The 16461-nt window shown below is 73.0% G+C and carries 13 protein-coding genes and 1 pseudogene; 3 read left to right on the top strand and 11 right to left on the bottom strand.

Annotated elements, in window-relative coordinates; all coding sequences use genetic code 11:
• The 4 genes and pseudogenes from RZ84_RS40705 to RZ84_RS05750 all read right to left on the bottom strand — a co-directional run.
• Positions 1-193 (bottom strand): annotated as a pseudogene (locus RZ84_RS40705) (thiolase domain-containing protein); the annotation flags it as partial.
• Positions 190-1323, bottom strand: a complete 1134-nt coding sequence (locus RZ84_RS05740) for a thiolase domain-containing protein (RefSeq protein WP_052229797.1) — start codon at positions 1321-1323, stop codon at positions 190-192. The pseudogene RZ84_RS40705 and the gene RZ84_RS05740, both read right to left, overlap by 4 nt.
• Positions 1323-2276 carry a Zn-ribbon domain-containing OB-fold protein gene (locus tag RZ84_RS05745; RefSeq protein ID WP_043263354.1) on the bottom strand — a complete coding sequence of 318 codons (954 nt, stop codon included), beginning with the start codon at positions 2274-2276 and terminating at the stop codon, positions 1323-1325. Before RZ84_RS05745 ends, RZ84_RS05740 begins: the two co-directional genes overlap by 1 nt.
• Positions 2277-2300: 24 nt before the next feature.
• A complete protein-coding gene (locus RZ84_RS05750) occupies positions 2301-3146 on the bottom strand; it encodes a crotonase/enoyl-CoA hydratase family protein (protein WP_052229798.1) in 846 nt (281 codons plus the stop codon).
• A 162-nt stretch (positions 3147-3308) separates the two neighbouring features.
• Here RZ84_RS05750 and RZ84_RS05755 point away from each other — a divergent pair, with 162 nt between their 5' ends.
• The gene (locus RZ84_RS05755) at positions 3309-4937 is read left to right on the top strand and encodes an acyl-CoA synthetase (protein WP_043263355.1); all 1629 of its coding nucleotides are present in this window, start codon (positions 3309-3311) and stop codon (positions 4935-4937) included.
• 23 nt (positions 4938-4960) lie between these two features.
• Here RZ84_RS05755 and aroQ read toward each other — a convergent pair whose 3' ends face one another.
• Together aroQ and RZ84_RS05765 are read right to left on the bottom strand one after the other, a co-directional pair.
• Entirely contained in the window at positions 4961-5608 is a 648-nt protein-coding gene (gene aroQ, locus RZ84_RS05760; protein WP_043263356.1) for a gamma subclass chorismate mutase AroQ, read from the bottom strand.
• 172 nt (positions 5609-5780) lie between these two features.
• Complete coding sequence (locus RZ84_RS05765; RefSeq protein WP_043263357.1) at positions 5781-6485, bottom strand: alpha/beta fold hydrolase; 705 nt, start codon at positions 6483-6485, stop codon at positions 5781-5783.
• A gap of 122 nt (positions 6486-6607) precedes the next feature.
• Between RZ84_RS05765 and paaK the strand changes: the two genes are divergently transcribed.
• Positions 6608-7936 carry a phenylacetate--CoA ligase PaaK gene (paaK, locus tag RZ84_RS05770; protein ID WP_043263358.1) on the top strand — a complete coding sequence of 443 codons (1329 nt, stop codon included), beginning with the start codon at positions 6608-6610 and terminating at the stop codon, positions 7934-7936.
• 13 nt (positions 7937-7949) lie between these two features.
• On the opposite strand, the gene RZ84_RS05775 is transcribed toward paaK, so the two are convergent.
• From RZ84_RS05775 to RZ84_RS05795, 5 genes are all read right to left on the bottom strand, one after another.
• On the bottom strand, positions 7950-8750 hold the full coding sequence (locus tag RZ84_RS05775; RefSeq protein WP_043263359.1) for a VOC family protein: 801 nt from the start codon (positions 8748-8750) through the stop codon (positions 7950-7952).
• Between the two features lie 82 nt (positions 8751-8832).
• Positions 8833-10422, bottom strand: coding sequence for a fatty acyl-CoA synthetase (locus RZ84_RS05780; RefSeq protein ID WP_043263360.1), 1590 nt, complete (start codon positions 10420-10422; stop codon positions 8833-8835).
• A gap of 105 nt (positions 10423-10527) precedes the next feature.
• Positions 10528-12078, bottom strand: coding sequence for an acyl-CoA synthetase (locus RZ84_RS05785; RefSeq protein ID WP_043263361.1), 1551 nt, complete (start codon positions 12076-12078; stop codon positions 10528-10530).
• 129 nt (positions 12079-12207) lie between these two features.
• Positions 12208-13311: an NAD(P)H-dependent flavin oxidoreductase gene (locus RZ84_RS05790; RefSeq protein ID WP_043263362.1), complete on the bottom strand. Its 1104-nt coding sequence runs from the start codon at positions 13309-13311 to the stop codon at positions 12208-12210.
• A 103-nt stretch (positions 13312-13414) separates the two neighbouring features.
• On the bottom strand, positions 13415-14983 hold the full coding sequence (locus RZ84_RS05795) for a phytoene desaturase family protein (RefSeq protein WP_043263363.1): 1569 nt from the start codon (positions 14981-14983) through the stop codon (positions 13415-13417).
• A gap of 180 nt (positions 14984-15163) precedes the next feature.
• On the opposite strand from RZ84_RS05795, the gene RZ84_RS05800 reads away from it, so the two are divergent.
• A complete protein-coding gene (locus tag RZ84_RS05800) occupies positions 15164-16456 on the top strand; it encodes a glycoside hydrolase family 27 protein (RefSeq protein ID WP_043263364.1) in 1293 nt (430 codons plus the stop codon).
• The last annotated feature ends 5 nt before the right edge of the window (positions 16457-16461 follow it).

Raw genomic sequence — 16461 nt, forward strand, 5'->3', positions numbered from 1 at the left:
GCATCATCACCCCCTCGAAGAAGTCGGGGGCCTTGCCGATGACCACGGCGTCGATGTCCGCCCAGTGCAACCCGGCGTCGGCCAGGGCGCGTTGGGCGGCCTCGCGCACCAGTCCGGCGAGGGAGACATCACGGCGGGCGGCGACGTGCTTGGTCTGGCCGATGCCGACGACGGCCACGGGCTCCTTGCTCACTGCCCCTCCTTGTGTTGTCCGCCGGTGCCCGGCCGCGGGTCCCCTTCGAGGACGGCGACCAGGTTCTGCTGGAGGCACGGGCCCGAGGTGGCGTGTGCCAGGGCCCGGTCCGACTCGCCGCGCCGGATGCGGGCGGCGGCCTCGCCGAGCCGGATCAGGCCGGCGGCCATGACGGGGTTGGCGGCGAGCGCGCCGCCGGACGGGTTGATGCGGACGTGCGCGCTCCGCGATCCGTCGAGCTTGAGTGCGCGGCGCAGGACGACCTCCTGAGAGGCGAACGGGGCGTGCAACTCCGCTGTGTCCACGGGGCGTTCGAAGGCGCCGGCGCGCTCCGCGGCGAGCCGGGTGGACGGGGAGTCGGTGAGGTCGCGGACGCCGAGGCCGTGGGCCTCGATGCGGTGGTCCAGGCCGCGGATCCAGGCGGGGCGGTCGGTGAGCCGGCGGGCGGTGTCCCCGGCGGCGAGGACGACGGCCGCGGCACCGTCGACGACGGGCGGGCAGTCGCCGGTGCGCAGCGGGCCGACGACCTGCCGGCCGGGATCGGCGTCCGCGCCGCCCCGGCTGCGCGCGCCGATCCCGGCCAGTTCGCGCGCGTCGGTGAGCCCGGCGTCGATCAGGGCCTGGGCCTGGAGGGCGGCGAGCGCCACCGAGTCGGGCCACAGCGGGGCGACGTAGTACGGGTCGAGCTGGCGGGTGAGGACCTCCCGGATGTCGCCGGGCGAGGACTTGCCGTACGCGTAGACCAGTGCGGTGTCGGCCTCGCCGGTGAGGATCTTCACCCACGCCTCGTAGAGCGCCCAGGCGCCGTCCATCTCGACATGCGATTCGGAGATCGGCGGCCAGGCGCCGACGCCGTCCAGGGCCATGGTGAAGGAGAAGGCCCGGCCGGCGAGGTAGTCGGAGGATCCGGAGCAGGTGAAGTCGATGTCCCGGGCACGCAGTCCGGTCTGCGCCAGGACGTCGTGGAGTACCGGCATCAGCATCTCGACCTCGGAGGTCGCCGCGCTGTCGCGGACGTGCTCGCTCTGCGCGAAGGCGACGACGGCGACGTCCCGCGCCGGTTCCCGGACCGGTCCGGGCGCCGGTTTCCGGACGGGTTCCCGCGCCGGTTCACGCGCTGGCTCGGGCATCAGATCAGCTCCTTGTAGCTGTCGTAGTCGGCGTCCGGCTCGCCGGTGGGCCGGTAGTGGTCGGGGTGTCGGGCGCCCTCGGTCCACACCGGTTCGACGCGCAGCCCCATCCGGACCTGGTCGTACGGGATCCCCCCGATCCGGGCGTGCAGCGCCAGGTCGGCGCCGTCCAGGGCGATATGGGCGTAGACGTAGGGGACCTCGATGTCGAGGTTGCGGGCCTTGATGTTGACGATGCAGAAGGTGGTGACGGTGCCGCGGGGGCCGACCTCGACCTGGGTGCCGGTGGCGACGCCGCAGGTGGGGCAGGCACCGCGGGGCGGAACGTAGACCTTGCGGCAGGAGGGGCAGCGTTCGCCGATGGTCCTGTGGTCGGCGAGGGCGCGGATGTAGCGGGACTGGGCGCGGCCGGGCGAGTAGGTGTAGTCGAGTCGGGCCGGGGTGGTGATGCCGGTCAGCGGGTCGTCGAACTCCCCGCAGTACGGGGATGGTTGACGCTCATCGCCCGTCCGGTCATCCGCCGCCGGCTCGAAGCAGGCGATGTCGGTGATCGCGCCGGTACGCTCCGCGGCCCAGCGGACGCGGACCCGCATACCGGTGCGTACGGCGTCGGGGCCGGGGGCGTCCAGGACGTGCAGCAGGGCGGTGTCGGCGCCGTCGAGCCGGACCAGAACCCAGGCGAAGGGGGTGGCGAGGGGCTGGCCGCGGCGCGGGGACGGGTTCCACGCCCAGGCGGTGACCGTGCCGCCGGTGCCGACCTCGACCAGGTCGCGGATCTCGTCGGCGGTGACCGGGTCGTATTCGACGGGCGGTACGACCACCCGCCCGTCGGTCGCCCGGACTCCGAGCACGCGGCGCTCGCGCAGCCCGGTCAGGAAGGCGCTCTGGACCGGTCCCAGTGAGCGGGTGAACGGGAATTCCACGACGAGCGGCGCCGTGAGGACCTCTGACATGCGGACTCCTCGGTCTGTGGGGGGTCAGGCGCGCCGGAAGACGGGCGGGCGCTTCTCCGCGAAGGCGCGGGAGCCCTCCTTGGCGTCGGCGGTGTCGAACACCGGCCAGCCTCGGGCGAGTTCGGCGGCGAGCCCGTCGTCCTCGGTCATCCCGGCGGTCTCGTACACGGACGCCTTGACGGCCTCGACGGCGAGCGGTCCGCAGGCGTTGATCTGCTCGGCGATCTCCAGCGCCTTCGCCAACGCCCCGCCGTCGGGCACGACATGGCCGATCAGCCCGATGCGGGCGGCCTCGGGCGCCGGGTACGGCCGCCCTGTGAGCAGCATCTCCAGCGCGTGGGTGCGCGGGATCTGGCGGGCCAGGCGGACGGTGGAGCCGCCGATCGGGAACAGCCCGCGCCGGACCTCGAAGAGCCCGAACGTGGCGCTCGCGCCGGCCACGCGGATGTCGGTGCCCTGGAGGATCTCGGTACCGCCGGCGACGCAGTGGCCCTCGACGGCGGCGATGACCGGTTTGCGCGGGCGGTGGTGCCGGAGCATCGCCTTCCAGTGCAGATCCGGGTCGGCGCGCAGCCGTTCGCGGTGGTGCTCGCCGACCATTCCGCCGCCGGCCAGCGCCTTGAGGTCCATACCGGCGCAGAAGGTGCCGCCGGCGCCGGTCAGCACGATCGACCGGATCCCGTCGTCCTCGTCGGCGGCCAGCCAGCCGTCGTACAGGCCCACCAGCATCGGCAGCGAGAGGGCGTTCCGGGCCTCCGGCCGGTTGAGGGTGAGTACCAGTGTCGCGCCGACGCGCTCCACGGTGAGGTGTTCGGTGTCCTCGGCCCGCTGCGGTCGCGGTGTGGTCGAGGGTCGTTCGGTCCCGCCCATTGCGTCCTCCCGTCTCACGACGAGAACAGGTTGCAGTAGCGGCACGGCGACTTCAAGGCTTTTCTGACGTGCAGTCAGCTTTCTTCGCCGCGGCCCTTCCCTGCTCCTTCCGGCGGCGCTCTAATGACCGCCAGGCCGATGCCCGCACGATCTGGAGGAGACATGGAGTACAACCTTGCCGACCTCTTCGAGTCGATCGTCGACACGGTCCCGGGCCGCGAGGCGCTGGTGTATCTCGACCATCCCGGCACCGGCGCGGAGCGGCGGCTGACCTACACGCAGCTCGACCGCGCCGCCAACCGCCTCGCCCACCACCTCGGCGACCGGGGCATCGGCCCCGGCGACCACGTCGGGCTGCACCTCTACAACGGCATCGAGTACCTCCAGGCCGTCTACGCCTGCCTGAAGATCCGCGCCGTACCGGTGAACGTCAACTACCGCTATGTGGAGGAGGAGTTGGTCTACCTCTACCGCGACGCCGACCTGGTGGCACTGGTCTTCGACGCGGAGTTCACCGAACGGGTCGCCGCCGCCCTGCCGCGGGCCCCGAAGCTGCGGCATCTGGTCCGGGTCGGCACCCCGCCCCCCGGCGCCCCCGAGCCGCGGCCCGCCCCCGTCGCGCTCGCGGACGCCGAGGCGGCCGGCTCGCCGGAGCGCGGCTTCGGCCCCCGCTCCGCCGACGACCGGATCGTCATCTACACCGGCGGCACCACCGGCATGCCCAAGGGCGTGATGTGGCGCCACGAGGACATCTTCTTCTCCGGGATGGGCGGCGGCGCACCCACCGGAGAGCCGGTCGAGCGCCCCGCGGAACTGGCCGAGCGGGTCGCGGCCGGCGGCGCCGGCCTCGTCTTCTTCCCGACGCCGCCGCTGATGCACGGCACCTCCACGCTCACCGCGTTCATCGCCTTCCACTTCGGCCAGAAGGTCGTCATCCACCGCAAGTACGTACCGGAAGAGGTCCTGCGCACCGTCGCGCGGGAGCGGGTCACCAGCGTCTCGCTGGTCGGTGACGCGATGCTGCGCCCCCTCGTCGACGCGCTCGGCGGCCCCCTCAAGGGGACGGACTGCTCCTCCCTCCTCAGCGTCAGCAGTTCCGGCGCGATCCTCTCCGAGACGGTGCGCGCCCAGTTCGCCGCACTCGTTCCACACGCGATGCTGCTCAACAACTTCGGCTCCTCCGAATCCGGCTTCAACGGCACCGCGACCGACGACTCGGGGCCGCGGAAGGGGTTCCGGCTGAACGTCAACTCCGGTACGGCGGTGGTGGATCCGGCCACCCACGAGCCGGTGGCGGTCGGCGAGCCGGGCCGTATCGCACTGCGCGGCCATGTGCCGCTCGGCTACTACAACGACCCCGCCAAGACCGCCGAGACGTTCTTCGAGGCGCACGGCGACCGGTGGGTGCTGCTCGGCGACATGGCGACCGTCGACGACCAGGGCGTCGTCACCGTCCTGGGCCGAGGTTCGCAGTGCATCAACTCCGGTGGCGAGAAGGTCTATCCGGAGGAGGTGGAGCAGGCCCTGAAGGCCCATCCGGATGTCTACGACGCGCTGGTGGCGGGCGTTCCGGACGAACGCTGGGGACATCGCGTCGCGGCCGTCGTCCAACTCCGCGACGGGGCGGACGTGCTGGACGCCGCGGGAATCCAGGCCCACTGCCGGGCCCGGCTCGCCGGCTACAAGATCCCGCGCGATGTCGTCTTCACCGACCGCATCCAGCGCTCGCCCAGCGGCAAGGCGGACTACCGCTGGGCGAGGGCCGTGGTGTCGGGCGAGCGGGGGGTGTGAGGGCCGGGGCGGGCGCCGCCGGCTCAGCCCGCGCAGACCGACCGCAGCGACCGGGCCAGCCCGGCCGCGTGCAGCAGGTCCACGTGGTGCTGATGGCCGATCCGCACCGCGGACACCGCGAGCCACGGCACGCACCCCGGGGCCGAACGCGCCTGCGGGGACGCGGCGATGGCCCGCACCAGCTCGCCGTTGACGCGGTTGATCTCCTTGCGGACCCGGGCGAGATCCGGCCGGCCGGTCGGCGCCTGCGACGGGTCCGCGACCCACCGGCGGTGCAGCCCCCGCTGCACCACCTTGCTCGCCTCGATCTGGTCCCGGAAGATCCGCACCGTCGCCTCCGGGTCGGTGCCCAGCCGCCGGGCCTGCTGTACCACCGCGGCCAGCACCTGCCGCTCGCGCACCGGATCGTCGATCGGGCCGCCGGTCCCCCACTTCGCCGCGGCCACCGCATCGGCGGTGGCCAGCCGCTCCTCGGAGAGCGCGGCCAGGGGCCGCAGCCGGTCGTACGGAGCGGGCGCGGTACGGGCGGCCGGGGCGCCGGCGGTCGCGGCCGGGGTACTCCCGCCGGGCGCGGCGGACGGCGCCGCGACGGCGCCACCGGCCCCGGCGAACAGCGCCACCGCGGTGGCACCGGCGAGCAACGTACGGCCCAGGGAGGAGGTCAGCTGCACGGTCGGCCTTTCTCGAAACCGCGGGAGGCGTGCGGGCAGATGAAGCCTAGGTCCTGTCGTCGAACTCCCGTCGTCCGCCCGCCCGGCAGGCGGGAGTTCGACGACAGGAGCTACGGCCCGGCCGGGGTACGGGATGCCACCGGGCCGGCCGGCCACGCCGCCCGACCGGCTGTCAGTGTGCCTCGCACCCCGCCAGGAACGACGCCACCGCCGCCAGGAACTCCCCCGGCCGCTCCTCGTGGACGAGATGCCCGGCGCCCTCGACGGTGACCAGACGGGCGCCGGGGATGCGGGCGGCCAGGTCGGCGAGGTGCTGCTGCGGGATGTGGCTGGTGGGGCCGCCGGCGATGACGAGGGTGGGGGCGGTGATGCGGTCGAGGGTGTCCCACCACCGGGGGTCGGGGGCGTTGCGCTCCGCCACCACTGCGGCCTTCGCCTGCCAGTCGAAGGCCGCCGGGCCCGGCGGGGGCTCGGGCAGCTGCTGCGGCGGATCGGCGGGGAGCGGCGGCGCGGCCTCCTCCACCACCAGGCGGGCCACCAGGTCCGGGCGGTGCGCGGCCAACAGGAGGGCCGTGGTGGCGCCGAGGGAGTGGCCGATGAGCGTCACGCGCCCGAGGCCGAGCGTCTCGACGAAGCCGATCGCGTCGTCCCGCCAGCGCGCGAAGCCGTACTCGCCCGGCCAGTCGCTGCGGCCGTGGCCCCGCTGGTCGAGGGCGAAGACCCGGTGGGTGCCGGCGAGCCGGCCGACCACGCCGCGCCAGTCCTCGCCGTCCTCGCCGAGGCAGTGCAGCAGCACGGCCGGCGGCGCGTCCTCCTGTCCCCACACCCGGTATGCCAGCTGGACGTCACCTACCTGCACCTTCTGTACGTCACCCATGCCCGGGACGCTACCCGGAGGCTGCTCGTGGCACGCCCCTTGACGCGGTCGCCGCGCGCTGATTACTTGGATCCGCATGCGGCTACCGAATGATCGGTAGGGACACGAGGCGGTGAGACTCCATGCCACAGGCGGCTGCGGGCAGCGGGACGTCCGGACAGGTCAGCGGGTTCGATGAGGCCGAGCGGCTCTCTTCGGACGCCCTGCGCGCACGCCAACTCACCCGGCTCCAGGCCACGTTGCGGCACGCGTACGAGCACGTCCCCTTCTACCGGGAGTCCTTCGACCGGGCGGGCGTGCGGCCCGAGGACTGCCGCTCGCTCGGTGATCTCGCGCGCTTCCCGTTCACGGTCAAGGACGATCTGCGGGCGCGGTATCCGTTCGGGATGTTCGCCGTCCCCAGGAGCGAGGTGCGCCGCCTCCATGCGTCGAGCGGCACCACCGGGCGCCCGACGGTCGTCGGCTATACGGAGCGCGATCTGTCGCACTGGGCGGATGTGGTGGCCCGGTCGATCCACGCGGCCGGCGGGCGCCCCGGCCACACCGTCCATATCGCCTACGGATACGGGCTGTTCACCGGCGGGCTGGGCGCGCACTACGGCGCGGAGCGGCTCGGCTGCACGGTCGTGCCGGCGTCCGGCGGGATGACCGCCCGCCAGGTGCAGATCATCCAGGACTTCCGCCCGGAGATCATCATGGTGACGCCCTCCTACATGCTGACCCTGCTGGACGAGTTCGAGCGGCAGGGCGTGGACCCCCGCACGACCTCGCTCCGGGTGGGCATCTTCGGCGCCGAGCCCTGGACGGAGGAGATGCGCCGGGAGATCGAGGAGCGGTTCGCGATCGACGCCGTGGACATCTACGGTCTGTCGGAGGTCATGGGGCCCGGCGTCGCCCAGGAGTGCGTGGAGACCAAGGACGGCCTCCACATCTGGGAGGACCACTTCTACCCGGAGGTCGTCGATCCGATCACCGGCGAGGTGCTCCCGGACGGCGAGCACGGCGAGCTGGTCTTCACCTCCCTCACCAAAGAGGCCATGCCGGTCATCCGCTACCGCACCCGGGATCTGACCCGGCTGCTGCCCGGCACCGCGCGCCCGGCCTTCCGCCGCATGGCGAGGATCGCCGGACGCAGCGACGACATGATCATCCTGCGCGGGGTCAATCTCTTCCCCGCGCAGGTCGAGGAGATCGTGCTGCGCACCCCCGGCATCGCCCCGCACTTCCAGCTCCGGCTGACCCGCGAGGGCCGGCTGGACCGACTGACCGTACGGGCCGAGGCCCGGCCGGGCGCCACGGCGGACGACCGGACGGCCGCCGCCGGCCGGATCGCCCGCGGCGTGAAGGACGGCATCGGGGTCACGGTCGCCGTCGAGATCGTCGATCCGGAGACGCTGGAGCGCTCGGTCGGGAAGTTCAAGCGCATCGTGGACGCCCGCCGGGACGGGTGACGTCAGGTCGTCGTCAGGTCATCGTCGGGTCCCCCTTGATGATGGCGAAGGGAGCGCCGGCCGGATCCGTCAGCATCGCCAGCCGGCCGACGCCGGGGGTGTCCATCGGGGCGATGAGCGGCGTGGCGCCGTGCTGGACGGCGGTGTTGAAGGTGGCGTCGCAGTCGGTGACGCCGAAGTACGGGTGCCACTCGGACGTCGAGCCGGCGTCCAGATGCACCTGCTGGAGCTGCATGATGCCGCCGTGCGCGGTGTCGTCGCCCTGTCCGGCGCCGGGTGCGGAGGCGAGGCTGTAGACCAGGCCGCCGCCCATCGGCATGTCCCGGTAACTCCAGGAGAAGACGGAGCCGTAGAACTCCTTGGCCGCGGCGGCGTCGGTGGTGTAGAGCTCCGTCCAGCAGAGGGTGTTGGGCTCCATGACCACGTCCAGGCCCTTGACCTCGCCCGGCTGCCAGACGGCGAAGTCGGCGCCCGTCGGGTCGGTGAGCATGGCCAGCCGGCCGGCGGTGAAGACGTCCATCGGCGGGACCCGGACCCGGCCGCCGGCCTGCTCCACCGCCTTGCAGGTGGCGTCCGCGTCCGTGGTGTGGAAGTACGGCGTCCAGGCCGGGCTCGCGCCCTCCTCCGTCAGCGGGCCGACCGCCCCGACCGTCTTGCCGTCGAGCTGGAAGAAGCCGTAGCCGCCGCCCTCCGGACCGGCCGACTGGAAGGTCCAGCCGAGCACCGCGGAGTAGAAGGTCGCGGCGGCGTCGACGTCGGGGGCGCCGAGGTCGAGCCAGTTCGGCGAGCCCGGGACGAAGTGGGTCGTCAGCATCAGAGGTGCTCCGATCACGCGGTGGTCAGTTACCGGTTCCCAGCATCGCAGCGGGCACTGACAACCGCCCTTCGCGCGCCGCTCAGCGAGTGCCGAACCGCTCCCGCAGCTCGCGCTTGAGCACCTTGCCGCTGGCGTTCCGCGGCAGCTCGTCCACGAACACCACCCGCTTGGGGGCCTTGAACGGCGCCAGGCGGGCGCGGGCCGCCGCGATCAGCTCCGCCTCCCCCACCACGCCGTTCCCCTCGGCCCCGCCCACAGCGTCCGCACCGCCCGCCCCGTCCGCACCTCCGGTGCGCCGGACCACGACCGCGGTCACCGCCTCGATCCAGCGCTCGTCCGGCAGCCCGATGACCGCGACCTCGGCGACCTGCGGATGCTCGTAGAGCACGTCCTCCACCTGGCGCGAGGCGACCAGGACGCCGCCGGAGTTGATCACGTCCTTGACCCGGTCGACCACCGTGAGGTAGCCCTCGGCGTCCCGGACGGCCAGGTCCCCGGAGTGGAACCAGCCGTCCCGGAACGCCTCGGCGGTCTCCTCCGGCTTGTCCCAGTAGCCGGTGCACAGCTGCGGCGAGCGGTAGACGACCTCGCCCCGGGTGCCGTCCGGCACCTCCCGGCCCTCCTCGTCGACCACCCGCGCCTCGACGAACAGCACCGGGCGCCCGCAGGAGTCCATCCGGCCCTCGTGCTCGTCGGGGCCGAGGACGGTGGCCAGCGGCCCGATCTCGCTCTGCCCGAAGCAGTTGTAGAACGCCAGTCCCGGCAGCCGGGCGCGCAGCCGCTCCAGAACGGGCACCGGCATGATCGACGCCCCGTAGTACGCCTTGCGGAGCCCGCTCAGCTCCCGGACGGCGAAGCCGGGGTGGCCGGCGAGCGCGATCCAGACCGTCGGCGGCGCGAACAGGCTGTCCGCCAGGCCGGATTCCACCAGGTCGAAGATCTGCTCCGGGTCGGGTCCGTCGAGAATGGTGTTCTCCGCGCCGACCGCCAGATAGGGCAGCAGGAACACATGCATCTGCGCGGAGTGGTAGAGGGGCAGCGAGTGCACCGGACGGTCGCTCTCCTTGAGGTCGAGGGCGACGATCGCGCTGGTGTACTCGTGCACCAGCGCGCCGTGGGTCATCATCGCGCCCTTGGGGAGCGCGGTGGTTCCCGAGGTGTAGAGCAGCTGGACGAGGCTGTCACCGGACCCGGCGGCGGGCAACTCGCCGAGGTCCTCGGCGGGCTCCTCGTCCGGTGCGCCGGACGCCCCGGCGATCCGCTCCAGCAGCCCGTCGGGCGCGCCGTACAGCGGCATCGCGCGTACGGATTCGGATAGTTGGGGCGCCAGCGCCGGGTCGGTGAGCACCAGCGCGCTGCCCGACTGGGTCAGGAGGTAGTTCAGGTCCTCGCCGGTGAGGCCGTGGTTGACCGGTACGTGCACGAGTCCCGCGCGGGCGCAGGCCAGGAAGCCGATCAGATACGCGTCGGAGTTGTGCCCGTAGGAGGCCACCCGGTCGCCGGGCCGTGGTCCCGCCGCCCGCAGCACCCGGGCCGCGGCGCTGACCGCGGCGTCCAGTTCGCGATAGGTCCAGCTCCGCGCTCCGTAGCGCACCGCCGTCCGCTCCGGCACCCGCCGGGCGCTGCGCCGCAGGACTCCGTCGACCGTGTTGCTCCGCGCTCGCGTCATGCGGCGATCCTGGGGCGCGACCGGGGGCGGGTCAAGGCACCGGGCGGGTGGCGGCGCGCGGCCCGTGCCGCCCGGTTCGGAACCGGGAGGTTCCGCCCGGGGCGGCTACACGGCGCGCTCCCGGCCGGCCCAGTACGGGGCGCGGAGCCGCCGCTTGTAGAGCTTGCCATTGGGGTCGCGGGGCATGGCGTCGGTGAAGTCGACCGAGCGCGGGCGCTTGTAGCCGGCCAGCAGGCGCTCGCAGTGGGCGAGGATCTCGGCGGCGAGCGCCGGTCCCGCCGGATACCCCTCGGCGGGCTCGACGACCGCCTTGACCTCCTCGCCCCAGTCGTCGTGCGGGATGCCGAAGGCGGCGGCGTCGGCGACCGCGGGGTGGGCGAGCAGGGCCGCTTCGATTTCGGCGGGGTAGATGTTCACCCCACCGGAGATGATCATGTCGATCTTGCGGTCGCGGAGGAAGAGGTAGCCGTCCTCGTCGAGGAAGCCGAGGTCGCCGACGGTGAAGAAGTCGCCGATGCGGTTCTTCCGGGTCTTGCCCTCGTCCTTGTGGTAGGAGAATCCGCCGGTGCTCATCTTCATGTAGACGGTGCCGAGTTGACCGGCGGGCAGCCGGTTTCCGGCGTCGTCGAAGACGGCGAGTTCGCTGATGGGCCAGGCGCGGCCGACCGTGCCGGGCCTCTTCAGCCAGTCCTCGGCGGTGGCGAAGGCACCGCCGCCCTCACTGGCCGCGTAGTACTCCTCGACGCAGCCGCCCCACCACTCGATCATGGCACGTTTGACGTGGTCGGGGCAGGGCGCGGCGCCGTGGACGGCATGCCGCATCGAGGACACGTCGTACGCCGACCGCACCGCCTCCGGCAGCGCGAGGAGCCGGTGGAACTGGGTCGGGACCATGTGAGTGTGGGTGCAGCGGTGCCGGTCGACGGCGCGCAGCATCTCCTCGGGAGTCCACTTGTCCATCAGGACGACGCGGTGGCCGATGTGCAGGGAGGCGCCGGCGAATTGGAGTACGGCGGTGTGGTAGAGCGGCGAGCAGACCAGATGGACGTTGTCGTCGAACGGCCGGATGCCGAAGATGGCGAGGAAGCCGCCCAGGTAGGTCTCCTCGGGGGGCTTGCCGGGCAGCGGGCGGCGGATGCCGCGGGGGCGTCCGGTGGTGCCCGAGGTGTAGTTCATCACCCAGCCCAGGGTGCGTCCGGCGGGGGCGGACTCCGGCTGCCCGCCGAGGAGTTCGGAGTAGGGACGGAAGCCGGCGACGGTGCCGACGGCGTACCGCCGCCCGGCCGGCAGGCCGGCCTCGTCGGCGGCCTCCCGGGCCGTCGCCCCGAACCGCTCGTGGGCGATCAGCACCTTGGCTCCGGAGTCGGCGACGATCCAGGCGATCTCCGGGCCGACCAGGTGGTGGTTGACGGGGACGAGGTAGAAGCCGGCCTGGGAGGCGGCGAGATAGGCGGTGAAGAACTCCACGCCGTTGGGGAGGACGGCGGCGAACGCGTCGCCGCGCTCCAGCCCGGCCGCGCGCAGCCCGTGGACGAGCTGGTTGGCGGCGGCGTGCAGCCGGCCGGCGGTCCACTCCTCGCCGTCCGGGGCGATCAGCACCGTCCGGCCGGGGTCGGCGGTGGCCTGGGCCCAGAAGCCGTTGGGGGTGTCGGTCATGGCAGTGCCCTTCTGCTCGCTTCTCCGCCCTCGCGGCGCAGCGGTGCGGCTTTCGTGACTGTCTGCGGCTGAGCGGCCGCGAGTGCGACGCTCACGTCGTTCTCCTCGGGCGGTCGGCGGATCGGCGGATCAGGCGCGGCCGGCGATGCGGTTGACGCGGTCGATGGCCCGCTCGAAGCCGCGGGTGAGGTCGTCGAAGACGGCCTGGACGCCGCGTTCGCTGTTCATCCGGCCGACGATCTGGCCGACCGGGGTGCCGAGCAGCGGCTCGACCTCGTGCCGCTGGATACGGGAGTTGGCCTCGGCGACCAGCAGGCCCTGGAGCGGCATCGGAAGGGCGCCGGGGCCGTCCGGGCCGTCCCAGGCGTCGGTCCACGCGGTGCGCAGCTGGCGGGCGGGTTTGCCGGTCAGGGCGCGGGAGCGGACGGTGTCGCCGGGGCCGGCGGCGAGCAGTTTCGCGGTCAGTCGCCGGGAGTGCAGCTCCGCCTCCTCGGTGGTGAGCCAGATCGAACCGAGCCACACGCCCTGGGCGCCGAGGGCGAGTCCGGCGGCGATCTGCTCGCCGGTGCCGATGCCGCCGGCGGCCAGTACCGGCAACGGGTCGACGGCGGCCACGACTTCGGGGGTGAGCACCATGGTGGCGATCTCGCCGGTGTGGCCGCCGGCCTCGTAGCCCTGGGCGACGACGATGTCGATGCCGGCGGCCTTGTGGTGCAGCGCGTGCCGGGGGCTGCCGGCCAGTGCGGCGACCCGTATGCCGTGGTCGTGGGCGCGCCGGATGACGTCCGGGGGCGGTGGGCCGAGGGCGTTGGCGAGCAGCTTGACCGGGTAGTCGAAGGCGACGTCGAGCTGGCTGCGGGCGACCTGTTCCATCCAGCCGGTGATCCGCCAGCCCGACGCCTCCCCCGGTGCGAGCGGCGGCACGTCGTACTTCGCCAGGATCCCGTCGACGAACCGCCGGTGCCCGGGCGGGATCATCGCCTCCACGTCGGCCTCGGTGACGCCTGCCACCTTCTTGGCGGGCATCACGACGTCGAGGCCGTAGGGCAGTCCGCCGGTGTGCTCCTGCATCCAGTCCAGGTCGCGGGCCAGTTCACCGGGCGCGGTGTAGCGGACCGCGCCGAGCACCCCGAACCCGCCGGCCCGGGTGATCGCCGCGGCGACCGCGGGAAAGGGCGTGAACCCGAAGACGGCGTGCTCGATTCCCAGCGCGTTGCTCAGCTCCGTCTGCATGGGCGAAGGATGCCGCAGCGGGCGGTACGAGGGAAGAGGCTTCCTGATGCCCCGTCAGAAAATCCGGACTCCCAACGGCCCGGCACCCGGGGTCGGAGTCGCCCTACCCCTCCTCCAGCACCGCCATCGCCGCGTTGTGCCCCGGGATCCCGCTCACTCCCCCGCCGCGGACCGCGCCCGCGCCGCAGAGCAGGACGTTGGCGTGCCCGGTCGCCACCCCCCAGCGGGCCGGCGCGTCGCCGGCGGCGCCCTCCTCGTCGGCGTACGGGAAGGCCAGCTCGCGGTGGAAGATGTTGCCGCCGGGCAGGCCCAGTTCGCGGTCCAGGTCGAGCGGGCTGCGGGCCTCGATGCAGGGCCGGCCCTCGGCGTCCCGGGCCAGGCAGTCGGCGAGCGGCTCGGCGAGGTGCGCGTCCAGCTGGGCGAGGGTGGCGGCGAGCAGGCGGTCGCGGGTGGCCGGCGCGGCTGCGGTGTCGGACGCGAAGAGCCGGGCGGGGGTGTGCAGGCCGAACAGGGTGAGGGTGTGGTGGCCCCGGCGGACCAGGTCGGCGCCCAGGATGGAGGGGTCGGTCAGGGAGTGGCAGTAGATCTCCGAGGGCGGTGCGGCGGGCAGCTCACCGGCCGCGGCCTGCCGGTAGGCGGTCTCCAACTGGCCGTATCCCTCGGCGATGTGGAAGGTGCCGGAGAAGGCCTCGCGCGGGTCGACGCCGGTGTCCCGGAGCCGGGGCAGCCGGGTGAGCAGCATGTTCACCTTGAGCTGGGCGCCTTCGGCGGGCGGCGGCTCCGACTCGCCCAGCAGCCGGGCCAGTTCCCGGGGGGCGGCGTTGACCAGGACGCGGCGGGCCCCGATGGTGCCCTGGTCGCAGGTGACCTCCGCGGTGCGGCCGTCGGTGGCGACGGCCGTCACCGGGCAGCTGGTGACGATCTCCGCGCCGGCCCGGCGGGCCGCGTCGGCCAGTTCGTCGGTGAGCGCGCCCATCCCGCCGATCGGGACGTCCCAGTCGCCGGTACCGCCGCCGATGACGTGGTAGAGGAAGCAGCGGTTCTGACGGAGTGACGGGTCATGGGCGGTGGTGAAGGTGCCGATGAGGGCGTCGGTGAGGACCACCCCGCGGATCAGGTCGTCGTCGAACGTCTCCTCGATCAGCTCGCCCAGGGGGCGTTCGAAGAGGGCGTGCCAGGTGGCGTCGTCGTCGATACGGGCGCGCAGCGCGGCGCGGGTGGGCAGCGGTTCGGTGAGGGTGGGAAAGACCCGGCCGGCGAGCCGGTGGGTGGTGTCGTAGAAGCGCTGCCAGGCGGCGAACTCACGGTCCGATCCGGTCAGTTGGGCGAAGGACGCACGGGTGCGGTCCGGGCCGCCGCCGACCAGCAGACCGGTGGGCCGGCCGCCGCGGACGGTGGGGGTGTACGAGGAGACGGTGCGCTTGCGGACCGCGAAGCGCAGCCCGAGGTCCCGCACGATCTTCGGCGGCAGCAGGCTGACGAGGTAGGAGTAGCGGGACAGCCGGGCGTCGACCCCGGAAAAGGCCCGCGTCGACACGGCGGCCCCACCGGTGTGGTCCAGCCGTTCCAGCACCAGCACGCTGCGCCCCGCGCGCGCGAGATAGGCGGCGGCCACCAGTCCGTTGTGCCCGCCGCCGACGACGACCGCGTCATACGAAGTCCGTTCCGGCATGCCCCTTGGTAGCACGCGGTGATCGCGGTCGCCAGGCCCACGCGGCTGAATGCCCCGATCCGGTCGGTGCGGCTTCTTGACCGGACCGGAACGTGCTCCTAGCGTCCGGCCGTGCGCCGCCACTGGACCGCTTCGACGGCCGTTCGACCAGGCCGTCCCACCCACCACGTGAGGTGACCCGTGTCCCATCCGTCGGTATCCCGCATCGGCCGCACCCTCGCCGGACTCACCGCCGTCGCCGCCTGCTCGGCGGGACTGCTCGCCGCCACCGCACCGACCTCCGCCGCCCGCGCATCCGGTCCTCAGCACGACGGCCAGTACCCGAACCTGGCCCCGACGCCCCCGATGGGCTGGAACAACTGGTCGTACTACATGTGCAACGTCAGCGAGCAGGTGGTCCTGGGCAACGCGCGGGCCCTGGTACGCAGCGGGCTGGCCCACAGGGGCTACCGCACCGTCACCGTCGACGACTGCTGGATGGCCAAGAAGCGCGGCCCCAAAGGTGAACTGCTGCCGGACAAGGCGAAGTTCCCGCACGGCATGGCCTACCTCGGCCAGCAGCTCCACAGGATGGGCCTCAAGTTCGGCATCTACGAGGACGTCGGCACGCGGACCTGCGGCAAGTACCCGGGCAGTCTGGGGCACTTCCCCCAGGACGCCAAGCTGTTCGCGCGCTGGGGGGTCGACTACCTCAAGGCCGACGGCTGCAATGTGCCGGTGCCCAAGGGGCAGAGCAAGGAGCAGGTGTACCACGACCTGTACCGCCAGCAGAGCCGGGCGCTGCGGGCCACCGGACGGCCCATCACCTTCTCCATCTCCGCGCCCGCCTACTTCCAGTACAACGGGGACAAGGTCTGGCACCAGGTCATCGGCTGGTCGGCGCAGCTGGGGAACCTGTGGCGGGGCGGGGCGGACATCGCGGTGCAGCAGAGCACCCCGGCCAAGAAGTGGGCGTCCATCGTCTTCAACTTCCGCTACAACGCCAATCTGGCCGACCTCCAGCAGCCCGGACGCTGGAACGACCCCGACTTCCTGCTGGTCGGTGACGCGGGGCTGTCGCGGTCCGAGATGCAGAGCCAGATGTCGCTGTGGGCGATCATGGCCGCACCGCTGATCTCCAGTACGGACCTCGGGAAGCTCTCCCCCGAGGCCCGGGCGATCCTGGGCAACCGCGAGATCATCGCCGTCGACCAGGACCCGCTCGGCGTCCAGGGGCACATCGTGCAGCAGGACGGCGACGGCGTGGTGCTGGCCAAGCCGCTGAAGAACGGCGACCACGCGATCGCGCTGTTCAACTCGGGCAAGACCGCCCGCACGCTGTCCATCACGGCGGGCGCGGCGGGGCTGCCGGAGGCCGGCTCGTACCGGTTGCGGGACCTGGTCACCGGCCGCACCGTGGCCACCCGCCGGGACGTGATCGCCCGGAACATCCCGCCGCACGGCACGGTGCTCTACCGGGTCACCCCGCACTGACGGCC

Origin of the sequence: Streptomyces sp. CT34 (assembly GCF_000805335.1) — a bacterium.
GTDB lineage: Bacteria > Actinomycetota > Actinomycetes > Streptomycetales > Streptomycetaceae > Streptomyces.